The 17,898-nt window shown below is 28.5% G+C and carries 14 protein-coding genes, 1 tRNA gene and 1 riboswitch; of the genes, 14 read left to right on the plus strand and 1 reads right to left on the minus strand.

The genetic code is table 11. From position 1 onward, the window contains the following. Positions 1-330 precede the first annotated feature (330 nt). The 14 genes from Q1J60_RS02260 to purD all read left to right on the plus strand — a co-directional run bounded on the left by Q1J60_RS02260 (position 331) and on the right by purD (position 17,547). Positions 331-531, plus strand: a complete 201-nt coding sequence (locus tag Q1J60_RS02260) for a hypothetical protein (protein WP_300257913.1) — start codon at positions 331-333, stop codon at positions 529-531. 451 nt (positions 532-982) lie between these two features. Then, on the plus strand, positions 983-2,110 hold the full coding sequence (locus Q1J60_RS02265; RefSeq protein ID WP_300257916.1) for a Cys-Gln thioester bond-forming surface protein: 1,128 nt from the start codon (positions 983-985) through the stop codon (positions 2,108-2,110). Between the two features lie 377 nt (positions 2,111-2,487). After that, positions 2,488-2,850: a hypothetical protein gene (locus Q1J60_RS02270; RefSeq protein ID WP_300257919.1), complete on the plus strand. Its 363-nt coding sequence runs from the start codon at positions 2,488-2,490 to the stop codon at positions 2,848-2,850. A gap of 218 nt (positions 2,851-3,068) precedes the next feature. Next, a complete protein-coding gene (locus Q1J60_RS02275) occupies positions 3,069-4,052 on the plus strand; it encodes a biotin--[acetyl-CoA-carboxylase] ligase (RefSeq protein WP_300257921.1) in 984 nt (327 codons plus the stop codon). A 104-nt stretch (positions 4,053-4,156) separates the two neighbouring features. After that, positions 4,157-4,462, plus strand: a complete 306-nt coding sequence (locus Q1J60_RS02280) for a hypothetical protein (protein ID WP_300257923.1) — start codon at positions 4,157-4,159, stop codon at positions 4,460-4,462. Positions 4,463-4,665: 203 nt separating this feature from the next. Further along, positions 4,666-4,768: riboswitch (TPP riboswitch) on the plus strand. Positions 4,769-4,914: 146 nt separating this feature from the next. Continuing rightward, positions 4,915-6,225 (plus strand): phosphomethylpyrimidine synthase ThiC, encoded by a 1,311-nt coding sequence (gene thiC / locus Q1J60_RS02285; RefSeq protein ID WP_300257928.1) that lies wholly within the window; start codon positions 4,915-4,917, stop codon positions 6,223-6,225. Positions 6,226-6,464: 239 nt separating this feature from the next. Continuing rightward, positions 6,465-10,265, plus strand: coding sequence for a phosphoribosylformylglycinamidine synthase (locus Q1J60_RS02290; RefSeq protein WP_300257931.1), 3,801 nt, complete (start codon positions 6,465-6,467; stop codon positions 10,263-10,265). Positions 10,266-10,361: 96 nt separating this feature from the next. Further along, the gene (gene purE, locus Q1J60_RS02295; RefSeq protein ID WP_300257934.1) at positions 10,362-10,841 is read left to right on the plus strand and encodes a 5-(carboxyamino)imidazole ribonucleotide mutase; all 480 of its coding nucleotides are present in this window, start codon (positions 10,362-10,364) and stop codon (positions 10,839-10,841) included. Next, positions 10,841-11,548 carry a phosphoribosylaminoimidazolesuccinocarboxamide synthase gene (purC, locus tag Q1J60_RS02300; RefSeq protein ID WP_300257937.1) on the plus strand — a complete coding sequence of 236 codons (708 nt, stop codon included), beginning with the start codon at positions 10,841-10,843 and terminating at the stop codon, positions 11,546-11,548. The genes purE and purC overlap by 1 nt, the downstream gene beginning before the upstream one ends. A 64-nt stretch (positions 11,549-11,612) precedes the next feature. After that, positions 11,613-13,058: an amidophosphoribosyltransferase gene (purF, locus tag Q1J60_RS02305; protein ID WP_300257939.1), complete on the plus strand. Its 1,446-nt coding sequence runs from the start codon at positions 11,613-11,615 to the stop codon at positions 13,056-13,058. Continuing rightward, a complete protein-coding gene (purM, locus tag Q1J60_RS02310; RefSeq protein ID WP_300257941.1) occupies positions 13,059-14,060 on the plus strand; it encodes a phosphoribosylformylglycinamidine cyclo-ligase in 1,002 nt (333 codons plus the stop codon). It begins immediately after the preceding gene. Continuing rightward, positions 14,048-14,662: a phosphoribosylglycinamide formyltransferase gene (gene purN, locus Q1J60_RS02315; RefSeq protein WP_300257944.1), complete on the plus strand. Its 615-nt coding sequence runs from the start codon at positions 14,048-14,050 to the stop codon at positions 14,660-14,662. Before purM ends, purN begins: the two co-directional genes overlap by 13 nt. A 12-nt stretch (positions 14,663-14,674) precedes the next feature. After that, positions 14,675-16,180 (plus strand): bifunctional phosphoribosylaminoimidazolecarboxamide formyltransferase/IMP cyclohydrolase, encoded by a 1,506-nt coding sequence (purH, locus tag Q1J60_RS02320; RefSeq protein ID WP_300257947.1) that lies wholly within the window; start codon positions 14,675-14,677, stop codon positions 16,178-16,180. A gap of 116 nt (positions 16,181-16,296) precedes the next feature. Then, on the plus strand, positions 16,297-17,547 hold the full coding sequence (gene purD, locus Q1J60_RS02325) for a phosphoribosylamine--glycine ligase (protein ID WP_300257950.1): 1,251 nt from the start codon (positions 16,297-16,299) through the stop codon (positions 17,545-17,547). Between the two features lie 236 nt (positions 17,548-17,783). On the opposite strand, the gene Q1J60_RS02330 is transcribed toward purD, so the two are convergent. Next, positions 17,784-17,872, minus strand: a tRNA-Leu gene (locus tag Q1J60_RS02330). Between the last annotated feature and the right edge of the window lie 26 nt (positions 17,873-17,898).

Below are 17,898 nucleotides of genomic sequence, written 5' to 3' on the forward strand. Positions count from 1 at the left end.
CCTGATATCATTTCCTTGTAATCTTCTGTATATTTTTTCTACTACTCATATTAGAAACACATACTTTCTCTAACTAAATATTATTTTAATTAGTTAGATAAAACGTGTCCACTATTTTATACTAACACCATATGTATCATATTTAATTTTTCATAACTTTTTTATAACATAGAAGAAAACAAAGATAAATATAATTTAAAAACAAATATAAAAATAGAAAATATTTATAAGTTGAGTAATAACAATTATAATGTGAAGTTTATAGTTGAAAAAGAATTAAATTACAAGGATAATTCAAAAGAATTTAAATTAGAATAAGAGTATAATGCTTTGATTATAAATGAAAATAATAAATACTTAATAAAAGAAATATATAATATAAATGACTTTAATAATTATATAAATAAAGAACATAAAATATCAAAATATTATACTAAAAGAAGTAAACTTTATTCAGAATATTTAACGTTTAAAAAAGGTAAGTATTTTGATTTAGAAGATTATTATTTAAATAAAGAAGAAATATTATGAAGTTAATAATTACAATAATAAGAAATCATATTTTGCTTTTTAATTAAATTTAATAATTTTAGTTAAAGAATAGGTGTTCAAATCAAAATGATTAGTTTAATTATTTTGATTTGAACACCTATTCTTTTGGTTATGATATTAATGTTAAAGATAATGTAATATTTTGAAATTTAAAATAATTTTATAAAAAGTTAACAACGTAACAGAATATTAACTTATAATACCTTTAATAGATTAATTTTACAAAAAATAATAGCTATTTATTAATTAGTATATGTTAAATAATATATTTTTTAAAAAATAATAAATATTTTATGAAAAATATTAATGGAATCTGAAATTTGTTTTGTAGAGTGGTGAAATTATCCAAAATATTTATTATTATAGTTTATGGCGCATCGATAATATTTAATAGCTATTAATAATTAATATTAATAAGATGGAGGTTTTTATGAAAAAATTTTTAAATAAGTTAAGTTTTTTTACTTTAGTTTTTTTTAGTTTTTCATTTGTAAATGTATTTGCTAGTGAACAAGAGTACTGGGCATATAGTAAATCAACTTCGGAAGGGACAGCCTTTTTTGTAGAAGATGATGGAGCAAAAATAGTGTACTGTTATAATCATGATTATAATCAGCCAGGTAATTCTAATAAAAATTCTGATAATAAAACTTATTATAAACGAGAAGAAAGTTATTTAAATACAGATGATGATTTTATGGACAAGTATGGAAAAGAAGTTAAGGAACGAATAGCAGTTGTTTTAACTTATGGATATCCATTAAATTCGTCACACTTAATGGAGAAATGTCGGGTAAATGAAGCTGAAGCTAGATATATTACTCAACAGCTTATATGGGATATTTGTAGTGGGAATGATGGTCCATATGGTTATGAATATGGTAAATTTGGATATTATGATAAACTATTAGAATTGTCAAAAGTTAAGAAATTTGAACAAGGTAATTTAACTCTTGTTGGAGATTTTAAATTTGTTGAAAGAGGTAGTAAATATTCAACTGATAAATTAAGTACAAATGGTAATGTAGGTTCATTTATAATAACAAATTTACCAGAGAATATGGTTATAAAAGATTGGAATAATGATCAAGTATTAAATAATAAGCCTATAAAAGTTGGACAAGAGTTTTATATGGAGGCCTCTACTAAACCGAATTTAAATTTAAAATTAAAAATTACTTATAATTATAAAGATGTGAAATTTTATTTTTATAAATATTCTAGAGGTGGAATAAAAGTTAAGCCGGATAAGCCATATCAAAGCTTAATAAGGGCTGAATTAGAAAATAAAACAAATGAAAAGCCTTATGAAATATCTATAGGTGGAAACTTTAAGGTGCCAGAAATAGGAGGAACAACACCAAACCTACCAGGGGAAGAAGGAGAAAGTAATAAACCTTCATTACCAGGAGAGAATGGAGAAGCAGGAAAGCTAGAAGAAAATAAATCTAATATTAAAATACCTAAAACTGGAGATCTAGGAACAGCAGGGTTTAGTATATTAGGAGCTTTATCATTAATTGGTTTAGTAACTTTAAATAAGTCTAAAGGTGAATAATTATATATAAGAAAAACATAAAGGTATAAATTAGTATATTATTTTGTAATTTAGAGTGTGGAAGATTCGGCACTCTTTTTATTTTTTATTAGAATATCAAGAAGCACACAGGAGTAAAATCTTTTTTATATATTTATTTTGATGTAATATTGATCTTTCTTCGTTAGATAAAAATTGGAAAAATATTTTCTTTTTCCTTTTTATAGTATATAATCATCTTACTAAGAATAATTAAATAGATAGTTTATTATTTTTAGTGTTTTATTATGAATTAGAATCCAAAATTTTATTAAAATTTTTATATAAATGAAAAACTACACAAATAATATAATTAGTTATCTTAAAAAACCAATAAAAGAGTTAAGGAGATGATTTTAATGGAAAAAGATATAAAAGTTAATGAAGGTTTGATTTCAATTTGCAATGATGATTATTTAAATGCTATGTCTTTAGTAAAAGAAAAATTAAATATATACTTAGAAGAACCTAAAGTTTTTTCAAATGAATATGTTTTAGGAACACCAGGATTTAAAGAGAATTTAAGAGACAATTTAAAAAGATCATTGACAATAATTTTTGATTTTGTTGCAGTTTATAAAAAATACGAAGTAAATGAAAGAATTAAAAATATTTTAGAAAAGGCTAGAAATATTTATGCTATATTAGAAGATGCATTATTAAATATTAATGAGGATGTTTTAAAATCATTAAAAGAAATTAGAGAAATAGAATATAAATAGTTTCTATGTAAAGGCTAGTAACATTAAAAGTTACTAGTCTTTTTTATATAAAAAATTTATTTTTAAATTTAAATTGTAGACTTAAATTGGGAAAAAGGTTGTCAATAGTAAGCATAAAAAATATAATCAAGGAGAGTATTGATTAATTAATAATTAAAGAAAATTAGTTTTAATAAACTTTAAAATAAATAATAGAAATAAATTAGGAGGCTGGTTCAATGTCAGTTAAAGATTCAGTGTTGAAGATTCTAGAAGAGAATAGGGATAGAAGTATATCAGGGGAAGAATTAGCTAAATATTTATCAGTTTCTAGGACAGCTATTTGGAAGTCTATAAAATCCTTAAGGGGAGATGGATACAATATTTCTGCTGTTACTAATAGAGGATATCAGTTAACAAAGGATAATGACTTAATATCGGCAGAGGGAATAAAAATATTTTTAAATCCTAAATATAGTGATAACTATATAAGAGTATATAAAACTATAGATTCAACTAATCAAGAAGCTAAGAAGCTCTTAATGGATAATGACATGCCACATGGTACAATATTAATAGCAGAGGAACAAACAGCAGGTAGAGGGAGATTTCAAAGAAAGTTCTTCTCACCATCTAATAAAGGAATATATATGAGTGTTATTTTAAGACCTAATATGGAACTTTCAAAAGCTATACATATAACAACTTCAGCAGCTATATCTGTTTGTAGAGCAATAGAAACATTAACTAAAAAAAGACCTAAAGTAAAGTGGGTTAATGATATATTTTTAGATGATAAAAAAATTTGTGGCATATTAACAGAGGCAACAGGAAACTTTGAGAGTGGAAGAGTTGAAAATGTTGTTGTTGGAATTGGAGTGAACTTTAAAACTGATTCAAAAGATTTCCCAGAAGATATAAAAAATATTGCAGGATCAATATTTCAAGGAGAACCCCAAAATATTACTAGAAATCAGTTAGTTGCTGAGATTTTAAATGAACTTTTTGAGTTATGTGAAAATTTAGATGATAAAAGTATAATTAAAGAGTATAGAATTTTATCTTTAGTACTAGGAAAAGAAGTAAGTTTTTTAAAGAATAATAAGATGAATAAAGGAACTGCTGTTGATATTACTGAGAATGGAGCTTTAGTTATTAAGTATGAAAATGGTGAAATAGACTACTTAAATTCAGGTGAAGTATCAGTAAAATTTGTAGATTAATTTGATTTAAAGTCTAAATATATATTAATTTTATGTAAATTTCACTTCCTATTCTTTTAAATGGTATAATATAGCTATTAAGGATGAATTGAAAGGGAAAAACTATGGATAAAATGTTTTTATTACAAAATGCATTGGAAGCATTAGTATTTGTTGTGTCAACAATTTTATTTGCTGTTGTATATGGATTAATTGATAAAAAAATAAGACTGACTGATAAAATATTTGGAGTTTTTAAAATAAATCCTAATTGGGGATGGATTATACACGGAGTTATAGCTTTAGTTTTAATTATATCAGTTCATTATTTTGGAGTTTATATATTTAAGGTAGGGAGTTTAGTAACTGTATTTTTAACAGGTGCTATTGCTGGAATTTGTATATATAACATGAATAGAAATAATTTTTAAAAATACTTTTAAATAATTAATAGGTAAAAAGTAACAGGTTACAGTGAGTGATTGAACCTGTTATTTTTTATGAAAGATTAAGTTTTATAGAAAAATGTTTAATAAAAGTAATAAGTTAAAAGTTATATTATTACTTATTTTTATAAATTTACTTGAATTTCAAAAAAAATGATAGTATAATTTAATAAAAATGAATATTTAATTGTAAGTGCTAGGGGTGCATTTTTTATGCTGAGAGGATAATATATCTAACCCTTAAAACCTGATGTAGTTAGTACTACCGTAGGGAAGCATAAACTGTTGTTTATTTATATTTATGATTTAAAAGTTATAAATGTATCTATATAAGTGTTTATTAAGCTTGCCTTAGGGCAAGCTTTTATTTTTTACAAAAATAGGATCCTATATTAATTTAACTGCGCAGTTAAAAAATTAAAATAAGGAGAACTAATATGAATTATACAACTCAAATGGATGCTGCTAAAAAAGGAATAATAACAAAGGAAATGCAAGTAGTTGCAGAAAAAGAAGGAATTAATATTGAAACTTTAATGAATTTAATGGCTGAAGGAAAAATTGTAATACCAGCTAATAAAAATCATAAGAGTATAAGTGCAGAAGGGGTTGGACAAGGGTTAAGAACTAAAATAAATGTTAACCTAGGGATTTCAAAGGACTGTGCAAATATAGAATTAGAGTTAGAAAAAGTTAAAAAAGCAATAGATATGAATGCGGAATCTATAATGGATTTAAGTAATTATGGTAAAACTTATGATTTTAGAAAAAGACTTGTAGAAGTTTCTACATCTATGATAGGAACTGTACCAATGTATGATGTAGTAGGTTTCTATGATAAAGAACTTAAAGATATAACTGTTGATGAATTTTTTGAAGTTGTAGAAAAACATGCAATGGATGGAGTTGATTTTGTTACTATACATGCTGGATTAAATAGAGAAACAATTGAAACTTTTAGAAGAAATGAAAGACTTACTAATATAGTTTCTAGAGGAGGATCTCTTCTTTTTGCATGGATGGAATTAAATAATAGAGAAAATCCTTTTTATGAATATTTTGATAGATTATTAGATATATGTGAAAAGTATGATTTAACTTTAAGTCTAGGTGATGCTTGTAGACCAGGTTCAATAGCTGATGCAACTGATGCTATACAAATTAAAGAGTTAATTACTCTTGGAGAATTAACAAAAAGAGCTTGGGAAAGAAATGTACAAGTAATAATAGAGGGACCAGGACATATGTCAATGAATGAAATTGAAGCTAATGTTTTATTAGAGAAAAAATTATGTCATGGAGCACCATTTTATGTTTTAGGGCCAATAGTAACTGATATAGCGCCAGGATATGATCATATAACAAGTGCTATAGGAGGAGCTATAGCAGCTTCTTATGGTGCAGATTTTCTTTGTTACGTAACACCAGCAGAACATTTAAGACTTCCTAATTTAGAAGATGTAAGAGAAGGAATAGTTGCTACAAAGATAGCGGCTCATGCAGCTGATATAGCAAAAGGAATTTCAGGGGCAGGAGACATAGATAATAAAATGAGTGATGCTAGGAAAAGATTAGATTGGGATGAGATGTTTTCTTTAGCTATAGATAAGGAAAAAGCAATTAGATATAGAGAAGAATCTACTCCTGAACATAAAGATAGTTGTACAATGTGTGGAAAAATGTGTTCTATAAGAAATATGAATAAAATCTTAGAAGGAAAAGATATAAATATTTTAAGAGAAGACTAAAAATATTGGAGATATATTAAAGAAATATTATTCGAGATTTTTAATATATCTCTATTTTTTATTCTTAAATACGAACTTTATTTAATTAAATCAATATAAAAATACTAAAATATACTTTAAAACCGAACATTTAAATTATTTTAAATATTGACAATACGTATTTAAGGTGGTAATGTTTAATTAACGAATGATTAATTTTTTAATCATTAATAATGTTCGTGTTTGGATGGGGGATTGAAATGTCTGGTATTAGAATGGTATTTGTAGAAAAGAAGTCTGGTTTTAATGTTGAAAGTAAAAGATTATTCAATGATTTTAAAGATAATTTAGGGATTGAATCTTTAGAAGATGTGAGAGTTTTAAATAAATACATATTGGGAGATATGGAAGAAGAACAGTATGCAAGAACTGTAAATACTATTTTGTCAGAAGCTCCAGTAGATAAAGTATATGAGCAGAATTTTGAAATAGGACAAGATGAAAGTGCTTTTGGTGTTGAATATTTACCAGGACAGTATGATCAAAGAGCTGATTCAGCATCAGAGTGTATGATGCTTCTTACTGAGGAAGAAAAAGTTCCTGTTAAATCATCAAAAATCATTATTTTAAAAGGAGATTTAAATAATGAAGATATAAAAAAAATAAAATCTTATTATATTAATCCTGTTGATTCAAGGGAAGTTGATCCATTATCAAAAATTTTAGAAGAAAACTTAGAGGAACCTAATGAGGTTGAGGTGTTAAATGGTTTTTTAGATTTAGATGAAGATGGACTTAAAAACTTTCATAGGTATAAATCTTTAGCTATGAGTTTAGAAGATTTAAAAATGATAAGAGATTATTTTAAATTAGAGAATAGAAATCCAACAATAACTGAGATTAAGGTTATTGATACTTATTGGTCAGATCATTGTAGGCATACAACTTTTGAAACAATAATTAAAGATGTTGAGATAGAAGAGGGTAAATATTCAGAACCTATTAAAAAGGCTTATGAAGATTATAAAAATTCAAGAGAATATGTTTATGGAGAGAATATAAATACTAGAGAAGTTAAGTTAATGGATTTAGCTACTATAGCAATGAAAGAGCTAAGAAAAAGGGGAAGACTTGATGATTTAGATGTTTCAAAAGAAATAAACGCTTGTTCAATAAATATAGAAATAGAAACAGATAAGGGAAGAGAAGAATATCTTTTAATGTTTAAAAACGAGACACATAATCACCCCACAGAAATAGAGCCTTTTGGAGGGGCAGCTACTTGTTTAGGAGGAGCTATTAGAGATCCACTTTCAGGAAGAAGTTATGTTTATCAAGCTATGAGAGTTACAGGAGCAGCAGATCCAACAGTTGGAATTTGTGAAACTTTAAAGGGAAAATTACCTCAAAGAAAAATAACTTTAGGAGCCGCTCATGGATATAGCTCATATGGAAATCAAATAGGTCTTGCAACTGGACAAGTATCAGAAATTTACCATCCAAATTATGTAGCTAAGAGAATGGAAGTGGGAGCGGTTATAGCTGCTGTACCAAAGGAAAATGTAATAAGACTTGAACCTTCAAAGGGAGATATTGTTATACTTCTTGGAGGAAGAACAGGAAGAGATGGTATTGGTGGAGCGACAGGTTCTTCAAAGGAGCATACAGAAGAATCAATAAATCAATGTGGTGCAGAAGTTCAAAAAGGAAATGCTCCAACAGAGAGAAAAATTCAGAGACTTTTTAGAAATAAAGAAGTAGCTCAAATGATAAAAAGATGTAATGATTTTGGAGCTGGTGGAGTATCAGTAGCAATTGGAGAATTATGCAGGGGAATTAATATAGATTTAAATAAAGTTCCTAAAAAATATGAGGGATTAGATGGAACCGAACTTGCTATATCAGAATCGCAAGAAAGAATGGCTGTTGTTATTTCTGCTGAAAATGTAGATAGGTTTATAAAACTTTCAAAAGATGAGAATTTAGAGGCTACAATTGTGGCTGAAGTTACAGATACTGATAGATTGATAATGAATTGGAAGGATAAAACTATAGTTGATATAAAGAGAAGTTTTTTAGATACAAATGGAGCAAAACAAGAAATTTCTTTAAAAGTAAAATCCCCAAGTATTTATCCATATGAAGTTAAAAATTGTGATGTAAAAGATGAATGGTTAAAATCTTTAAGAAATTTAAATGTTTGTAGTCAAAAAGGATTAATTGAAAGGTTTGATTCAACTATAGGTGGAGGAACAGTTCTTATGCCTTTAGGAGGAAAATATCAATTAACACCAGCAGAGGGAATGGCTGCTAAAATTCCTGTGCTAGGAGGAGAAAGTAAAGAAGCTTCTTTAATGACATATGGATTTAATCCAGATTTAGGAGTATGGAGTCCATTCCACATGGCATTTTATTCAGTTATTGAATCAGTAACTAAAATAGCTGCTATGGGAGGAGATTATAAAAAAGTTAGATTAACTTTTCAAGAATACTTTGAAAAATTATTAAGAGATAAAGAAAAATGGGGTAAGCCTTTTGCAGCATTACTAGGAGCTTATAAGGCACAAATGGATTTAGGATTACCTGCAATAGGCGGAAAAGACTCAATGTCAGGAAGTTTTGGAGAATTAAATGTTCCACCAACTTTAGTTTCATTTGCAGTAGGTCTTGAAAAGGCTTCAAGAATTATTTCACCTGAGTTTAAAAATATAGGGTCAACTTTAGTTCTTATGAAAGGTGAGAGATTAGAAGATGGAACTTTAGAAATGGAAGGATTTAAAAATAACTTAGAAAAGCTTTATAAGTTAATAGGAGAAGAAAAGGTAGTTTCAGCATACTCTCTTAAGTTTGGTGGAGTATCAGAAGGAATTACTAAGATGTCATTAGGAAATAGAATTGGGGCAACATTAAATAACATTTCTAAAGAAGAGCTTTTTGGATTTAATTATGGAAGTTTAATATTAGAGGTTAAAGAAGGGGTTAACCTCGTGGATGAATTTAGAGGAACTAGTTATAAACTTATAGGAAACACAATAGAGGATGAAATTATAAAATGTGAAGAATATAACTTTGAAGTTTCGCTAGAGGAATTAGAAAAATGTTATGAAGAAAAACTTGAAGCTGTATTTAAATCTAAAACTGAAGATAAAGAGGAATGTGTTTCAGACTTAATAAGTGATGATAAAGATAGGGCTAGTATTTTAGATGATGGACAAGTTCATATAGAAGAAAAACTTAAATCAAAGATAACAAGGGTAGAAAAACCAAGAGTAGTTATACCAGTATTTCCTGGAACTAACTGTGAGTACGATTGTAGAAGAGCATTTGAAAAAGAAGGTGCCGAAGTACGTGAAGTTATAATTAGAAATTTAAATAAAGAAGCTTTAATTGACTCAATAAATACGCTTAAGAAAGAAATAGATCAGGCTCAAATAATTATGTTACCAGGGGGATTCTCAGCAGGAGATGAGCCAGATGGATCAGCTAAGTTTATAGCAACAATATTTAGAAATCCTAAGATAAAAGATTCAGTTATGAAGCTTCTAAATGAGAGAGATGGATTAATACTTGGTATTTGTAATGGCTTCCAAGCTTTAATTAAATTAGGACTTCTTCCATACGGAAAAATAATTGATATTGAAGAAGATATGGCAACCTTAACTTATAACAATATAAATAGACATATGTCATCAATGGTTAGAACTAAGATTACATCTAAGAAATCACCTTGGTTTAATGAGGTTTCTCTTGGAGATATACACACTATTCCAATATCACATGGGGAAGGAAGATTTGTTGCGCATGAAGGTTTGCTAAAAGAGTTAGTAGAAAATGATCAAATAGCTACTCAGTATGTAGATTTAGAAGGAAATATGGCTATGAATATGCCATATAATCCCAACGGTTCATCTTTAGCAATAGAAGGAATAACAAGTAAAGATGGAAGAATTTTAGGTAAAATGGGGCATTCAGAGAGAGTTGGAGACAATCTTTATAAAAATATACCAGGAGAATTTGATCAAAAACTATTTAAATCAGGTGTTAACTATTTTAAAAAGTAATTAAGTTTTCAATGTATTTTATTTTTTAGTTAGGTCTGAAAGCCTAACTGAAAAATAAATATTATTAAAACTTGAAAATGTAGGGAGGAAATTTTAATGAAGGTAGCAATATTTTTTGGAAGTAATTCAGATATAGATGTTATGAAAGGAGCAGGAAATGCTCTTAAAGAATTTGGAATTCCTTATAATGCTTATATTTTATCAGCTCATAGGGTTCCAGAAAAACTTATTGAAACTTTAGAAAAAATTGAAGAAGAAGGCTGTGAAGTAATTATAGCAGGAGCAGGATTGGCAGCTCATCTTCCAGGAGTTATAGCTTCTCATACTATACTTCCTGTTATAGGAGTTCCAGTAAGAGCTGCAGTAGAGGGAATAGATGCACTGTTATCAATAGTTCAAATGCCAAAATCAATTCCTGTAGCAACTGTTGGGATAAATAATAGTTATAATGCAGGAATGTTAGCTGTCCAAATGCTTTCATTAAAATATTCAGAACTAAGAGAAAAATTAATTCAATTTAGAATTGACATGAAACATAAATTTATAGCAGAAAATGGAGAAGGAGTGGAGTTATAATGGTAAATCAACTAGAAATGTTATATGAGGGAAAAGCTAAAAAAATATATGCAACAGATAAGGAAGATATGGTAATTGTTCATTACAAAGATGATGCTACAGCTTTCAATGGAGAAAAAAAAGCTCAAATAGAAAGTAAGGGAATGTTAAATAACGAAATTACTAGTCTTATCTTTGAAATGTTAAATAAAGAAGGAATAAAAACTCACTTTGTAGAGAAGTTAAATGATAGAGATCAATTATGTAAGAAAGTTGAAATAGTTCCTTTAGAAGTAATAGTTAGAAATGTGGCAGCTGGAAGTATGGCTAAGAGATTAGGACTTGAAGAAGGATATGAATTAAAAACTACAGTTTTTGAATTATCATACAAGGACGATTCTTTAGGAGATCCACTTATAAATGACTATCATGCTGTAGGAATTGGAGCTACAACTTTTGAGGAATTAAATAAAATTTATGAAATAACTGCTAAAGTAAATGAGATTTTAAAAGAAGCTTTCAAAAAACAAAATATCAACTTAATAGATTTTAAATTAGAATTTGGAAGATATAATGGAGAAATATTATTAGCTGATGAAATTTCACCAGACACTTGTAGATTTTGGGATGCTACAACAGGAGAAAAAATGGACAAAGACAGATTTAGAAGAGATATGGGGAATGTAATCAATGGCTATAGAGAGGTTTTAAATAGACTAAGAAATTAAAACTTATAAAAATATTTAAGCATTAATTTCTTAAAAGTAATTAGGGAGTAAGAGGAGTAAAAATATGGTGAAGCCAAATTTTGATATTATGGATCCACAAAATGATAAATTCAAAGATGAATGCGGAGTTTTTGGAGTTTTCGCAAATAAACCAATAGATGTTGCTTCTATAAATTATTATGGACTTTATTCTCTTCAACATAGAGGACAAGAAAGTGCTGGAATTGCAGTAGCAAATGGAGATGATGTAAAAGTTCATAAGGGATTAGGTGTTTTAACAGAATCTTTTGAAGCTGAAGATTTAAAAAGATTGAGAGAATTTAATGGTTATATATCAATAGGACATGTTAGATATTCTACAGCTGGAGCTAAAACTGTTGAAAATGCACAACCTTTAGTTAGTAATACTAAGCTTGGTCCTATATCTACTGCTCATAATGGTAATCTAGTTAATGCTGATGTAATAAAAAGTCTTTTAGAGGATGGGGGACAAGTTTTCCATACTAGTGTTGATTCTGAGGTGATTACAAGCTTAGTTGCTAGAGGAGCTAAAAAGGGGATTGAGAGGGCTGTAATTGATGCTATATCAGCTGTTAAAGGGTCTTTCGCTATGGTAATAATGACTAAGGATAAGTTAATAGGTATAAGAGATCCACATGGAATTAGACCTTTATGCTTAGGAAAATTTGAAGAAGGGTATATATTAACTTCAGAAAGTTGTGCTTTAGACACAATTGGAGCAGAGTTTGTGAGAGATATAAAACCAGGAGAAATAGTGGTTATAGATAATGATGGTATTAAAAGTTATAGATATTCAGAAAATACTGTTTGTCAAACCTGTGCTTTTGAATATATATACTTTGCAAGACCAGATTCAGTTATTGATGGTTTAAATGTTCAAACTACAAGGGCTAAGCAAGGAGAAATATTATTTAATGAATATCCAATAGATGCTGATATTGTGGTGGCTGTACCAGATTCGGGAATACCAGCTGCTATGGGATATGCTAAGGCTTCTGGAATTCCTTATGAGGTTGGATTTGTGAAAAATAGATATATAGGAAGAACATTTATATCACCATCACAAGAAATTAGGGAGAGAGCTGTAGCTGTAAAGCTTAATCCTTTAAAAGTTAATGTAAATGGAAAAAAAGTTATTTTAATAGATGATTCTATTGTTAGAGGAACAACATCTAAACATTTAATTGAATCTTTAAGAAGAGCTGGTGCTAAAGAAGTTCATTTTCTAGTTGCATCACCAATGGTTAAATATCCATGTTATTTTGGGATTGATACACCATACAGAAGTCAGTTAATTGGAGCAAGTAGAAGTGTAGAAGAAATTAGAGAAATGCTAGGTTGTGATTCTCTAGGATATTTAAGTTTAGAAGGAATGTATGAAAGTTTTGAAGGCAGAAGAAATTTCTGCGTAGGGTGCTTCAAAGGAGTTTATCCGGTTGCAACACCTATGGAAGCTTTAGAGGATAATCTTGAAAGGGTGGAGAATTAAATGCTAACTTATAAAGAAGCAGGAGTAAATATTGAAGAAGGATATAGATCGGTAAAGTTAATAAAAGAATATGCTCAAAAAACAATGAGTGAATATGTATTAAATGGATTAGGATCTTTTGCTGGCATGGTTCAACTTCCAGAGGGATATAAAAAACCAGTTTTGGTTTCTGGAACAGATGGAGTAGGAACAAAGCTTGATATTGCTTGTAAGAAAAGAAAGTTTGATACTGTTGGAATTGACTGTGTTGCAATGTGTGTAAATGATATTTTATGTCATGGAGCTAAACCATTATTCTTCTTAGATTATATAGCTTGTGGAAAACTTGAAGCTGAGGTTTCTTCTGATTTAGTAAAGGGAGTGGCTGAAGGATGTATTAAGTCTCAGTGCTCTTTAATTGGAGGAGAAACTGCTGAAATGCCAGGTATGTATAAAGAAGGAGATTATGATATTGCTGGTTTTGCAGTAGGAATAGTAGACAAGGATAAAATAATAAATGGTAAAGATATAAAAGCTGGTGACAAGCTTATAGGAATTGCTTCTTCAGGAGTTCATTCAAATGGATATTCTCTTATAAGAAAGGTATTTAAAAATTTAGATCAAGATTTTAATGGAAAAGCTATCTGGGAAGAATTATTAACTCCTACAAAGATTTATGTTAAACCTGTATTAAGTCTTTTAGAAAAATTTAATATTAAGGGTATGGCTCATGTAACTGGTGGAGGATTTTATGAAAATATTCCAAGAATGTTAAGTAAAGAAGGACTTAGTATAGTAATAAATAAAAATAGCTATGAGATTCCACAAATATTTAAAAAGGTTATGGAACTTGGAGTTCAAGAAGAGGAAATGTATAATACCTTTAATATGGGTATAGGGTTTGTTTTATGTGTTGAGGAATCAGAGGTTAAAGAGGTTTTAAAAGAACTTTCAAATAATGGAGAAAAAGCTTTTGAGATTGGGTATATAAATGCTGGAGGTGAAGGAGTTTGTATAAAATAGCTGTATTAGCTTCTGGCAGTGGATCTAATCTTCAATCAATTTTAGATAATATAGATAATGGAAATATAAAAGGAGAAGTTTCTTTAGTTATTGGAAGTAGGGATGGTATTTTTGCTTTAGAAAGGGCGAAAAAACATGATATAAAGACATCGGTTGTTTCTAAAAAAGAGTTTGGAGATAAAACTTCAGATGAAATACTAAGACTTGCTAAGCAAGATAATATTGATTTAATTGTGCTAGCAGGTTATCTTTCAATATTAAAGGGAAAGATTTTGGAAGAGTATGGAAATAAGATAATCAATATCCATCCATCTCTTATTCCTTCTTTCTGTGGAAATAAAATGTATGGAATAAATGTACATAAAGCAGCTATAGAAAAGGGAGTAAAATATTCTGGGTGTACAGTTCACTTTGTTAATGATGAGGTTGATGGAGGAGCTATTATTGGACAAGAAATAGTTAAAGTTGATTTTGAAGATACTCCAGAAAGTCTTCAAAAAAAGGTTTTAGAGAAAGAACATATATTGCTACCGAAAATTGTTAAGTGCTTATGTGAAGAAAAAATAGAAATTCTTAATGGGAAAGTAAAAATATTAAATTAGGGAGGTCTTTTAATGAAAAAGAGAGCTTTAATAAGTGTTTTTGATAAAGATGGAGTTTTAGAACTTGCAAAATTTTTAAGAGATAGAGATGTAGAAATAATATCAAGTGGTGGAACTTATAAATATTTAAAAGGAAATAACATAGAGGTTAAAGAGATAAGTGAAATAACTGACTTCCCAGAAATGTTAGATGGAAGAGTAAAAACTCTACATCCTTTAGTTCATGCTGGAATATTAGCAATAAGAGATAATGAAGATCACATGAAAACTTTAAAAGAGAGAGAGATAAATACTATAGATTATGTAGTTGTAAATTTATATCCTTTCTTTGAAAAAGTTAGAGAGAATTTAAGCTTTGAAGAAAAGGTTGAGTTTATTGATATAGGTGGACCAACGATGTTAAGAGCAGCAGCTAAAAATTTTAGAGATGTGGTAGTTCTTTCAGATAAAAAGGATTATGAAAAAGTAATTAATGAAATTAAAGAAAATAATGAGGTTTCATTTAAATTGAGAAAAACTCTTGCAGGAAAAGTATTTAATTTAATTAGTGCTTATGATGCTGCAATTTCTAATTTTTTATTAGATGGAGAAGAGGAATATCCAGAATACTTATCAGTTTCATATAAGAAAATCCAAGATCTTAGATATGGAGAAAATCCACATCAGGGAGCTGCTTATTATAGTTCAACAGAATTTGATGGAGCTATGAATAGCTTTGAAATTTTAAATGGAAAAGCTTTGTCTTACAATAATATAAAGGATTTAGATATAGCATGGAAGGTTGCATGTGAATTTGAAGAAACAGCTTGTTGTGCATTAAAGCATAATACACCTTGTGGGGTAGCTGTAGGAGAAAGTTCCAAGGAAGTCTATTTAAAGGCTTATTATGCAGATCCAGTTTCAATATTTGGTGGAATAGTTGCTATAAATAGAAAGATAGATAAGGCTACAGCAGAAGAAATGGTTAAAATTTTCTTAGAGGTGGTAGCGGCACCTGATTTTGATGAAGATGCTTTAGAAATATTAAGGACTAAAAAGAATTTAAGAGTTATAAAATGTAATAATACTCCGCAAGCTAAAAATTATATGGTAACAGTAGATGGTGGAATATTAGTTCAAGGGGAAGATAATAAACTTGCTAATGAGTATAAGGTAGTAACTGAAAAAGAGCCAACAGAAATTGAATTAAGAGATATGATTTTTGGAATGAAGGTTGTGAAATATGTAAAATCTAATGCTATAGTAGTTGTAAAAGATGGAGTTGCCACTGGCATTGGTGGAGGACAAGTTAATAGAATTTGGGCTACTAAAGAAGCTTTAGAAAGAGGAAAAGGTGGAGCAGTACTGGCATCAGATGCTTTCTTCCCATTTAGAGACTGCGTTGACGAAGCTTATAAAAATGGAATAAAAGCAATAATTCAACCAGGTGGATCTATTAGAGATGAAGAGTCTATAGAGGCTTGTAATGAACATGGAATAAGCATGGTATTTACAGGAATTAGACATTTTAAACATTAGTAATAAATAGATTTTAGGAGGTGAAGTAGGTCATATAGTTAATTGAAATTTTAAATAGTTAATTATATAAGTTAGAAACTATTTAAATTAAGTTTAATTTATATGACCTTTTATATATGAAGATACTTTTAGTCGGATCTGGTGGAAGAGAACATGCTTTAGCATGGAAATTAGGAAAAAGCCATAAAGTAGAAAAAATTTATGTGGCTCCAGGAAATGGAGGAACAGCTAATGAGAATAAATGTGAAAATATAGAGATTACTGAGGTTGAAGATTTATTAAATTTTGCTAAAAATAATAGTATTGATTTAACTGTTGTAGGACCAGAAGAGCCACTTATTAATGGTATAGTTGATGCTTTTAAAGAGGAAGGATTAAAAATATTTGGACCTAATAAAGCTGGAGCTATGCTTGAAGGTAGCAAGAGCTTTTCTAAGGATTTTATGAAAAAGTATGATATTAAGACGGCTAATTATGAAGTTTTTTATGATTATGAAGAAGCTAAAAGTTATTTAGAAAATTGTAAGTATCCAAGAGTTATAAAGGCTGATGGATTAGCAGCTGGTAAAGGTGTTGTAATATGTGAAAATAAAAATCAGGCAATAGAAACACTAAATTTATTTATGAAAGATGATGTATTTAATGGAGCAGGAAAAAAAATAGTAGTAGAAGAATTTTTACAAGGAGTTGAAGCATCAATACTTTCAGTTACAGATGGGAAAGTAATACTACCATTTTTATCTGCCAAGGACCACAAACAAATATTTGATGGAAATAAAGGTAAGAATACAGGTGGAATGGGAGTTGTTTCTCCTAATAAATATGTTACTGAAGATGTTTTTGCTGATTTTTATGAAAATATATTAGATAAAACTTTAATTGGTATAAAAGAAGAAATGTTTGACTTTAAAGGATTTATTTTCTTTGGAATAATGATAACAGAAGAAGGACCTAAACTTTTAGAATATAATGTTAGGATGGGAGATCCAGAAACACAAAGTGTTTTATCTTTAATGGAGAGTGATTTAGTAGATATAATATTAAATGCACTAGATGAAAAATTAAATGAAACAACTGTTAAATGGAATCGAGGATATTGCGTTAATGTTGTTTTAGCATCAAATGGATATCCAGAGTCTTATGAAAAAGGTTATGAAATAAGTATAGATGAAAGGCTTCAAGGAGAATTCTTTATAGCTGGAGCAAAAAAAGAAGATAATACTTTAGTAACCAGTGGAGGAAGAGTACTTTCAGTAGTAGGAAAAGGCAAAACTTTAGAAGAAGCTAAAGAAAATGCATATAAAAATGTAGAAAAAGTTAATTTTGAGGGAATGTATTTTAGAAAAGATATAGGTACTGCAAAATAGCTCTTAGAAATTAGAAAAATTGAATATATTATTATAATCATAAGTTATATGTTTAGTATTTGATATAAACTAAAAGGCTTTATTAGAAAAAATAGATATAGCTAAACAATCTAACAGCAGTGAAATTAGTTTGTTTTATCTATATCTAATAAAAATAACTCTAATAGAGCTTTTGTGTTTGGACTTTTTTAGATTTATTAAAAATAAAAAAACTCTTAAACTATGTTTAAGAGTTTTGGTGCCGAAGACCGGAATCGAACCGGTACGGTGTGTTAGCACCGCAGGATTTTAAGTCCTGTGCGTCTGCCAGTTCCGCCACTTCGGCATGTCCTGTTGACAATATTTATTATA

This window comes from Clostridium sp., assembly GCF_029258205.1.
Classification (GTDB): domain Bacteria; phylum Bacillota; class Clostridia; order Clostridiales; family Clostridiaceae; genus Sarcina.

Coding starts and splice junctions, on each gene's coding strand:
- Q1J60_RS02265 (WP_300257916.1), top strand. CDS start 983: ATGAAAAAATTTTTAAATAAGTTAAGTTTTTTTACTTTAGTTTTTTTT.
- Q1J60_RS02270 (WP_300257919.1), top strand. CDS start 2,488: ATGGAAAAAGATATAAAAGTTAATGAAGGTTTGATTTCAATTTGCAAT.
- Q1J60_RS02275 (WP_300257921.1), top strand. CDS start 3,069: ATGTCAGTTAAAGATTCAGTGTTGAAGATTCTAGAAGAGAATAGGGAT.
- Q1J60_RS02280 (WP_300257923.1), top strand. CDS start 4,157: ATGGATAAAATGTTTTTATTACAAAATGCATTGGAAGCATTAGTATTT.
- thiC (WP_300257928.1), top strand. CDS start 4,915: ATGAATTATACAACTCAAATGGATGCTGCTAAAAAAGGAATAATAACA.
- Q1J60_RS02290 (WP_300257931.1), top strand. CDS start 6,465: ATGTCTGGTATTAGAATGGTATTTGTAGAAAAGAAGTCTGGTTTTAAT.
- purE (WP_300257934.1), top strand. CDS start 10,362: ATGAAGGTAGCAATATTTTTTGGAAGTAATTCAGATATAGATGTTATG.
- purC (WP_300257937.1), top strand. CDS start 10,841: ATGGTAAATCAACTAGAAATGTTATATGAGGGAAAAGCTAAAAAAATA.
- purF (WP_300257939.1), top strand. CDS start 11,613: ATGGTGAAGCCAAATTTTGATATTATGGATCCACAAAATGATAAATTC.
- purM (WP_300257941.1), top strand. CDS start 13,059: ATGCTAACTTATAAAGAAGCAGGAGTAAATATTGAAGAAGGATATAGA.
- purH (WP_300257947.1), top strand. CDS start 14,675: ATGAAAAAGAGAGCTTTAATAAGTGTTTTTGATAAAGATGGAGTTTTA.
- purD (WP_300257950.1), top strand. CDS start 16,297: ATGAAGATACTTTTAGTCGGATCTGGTGGAAGAGAACATGCTTTAGCA.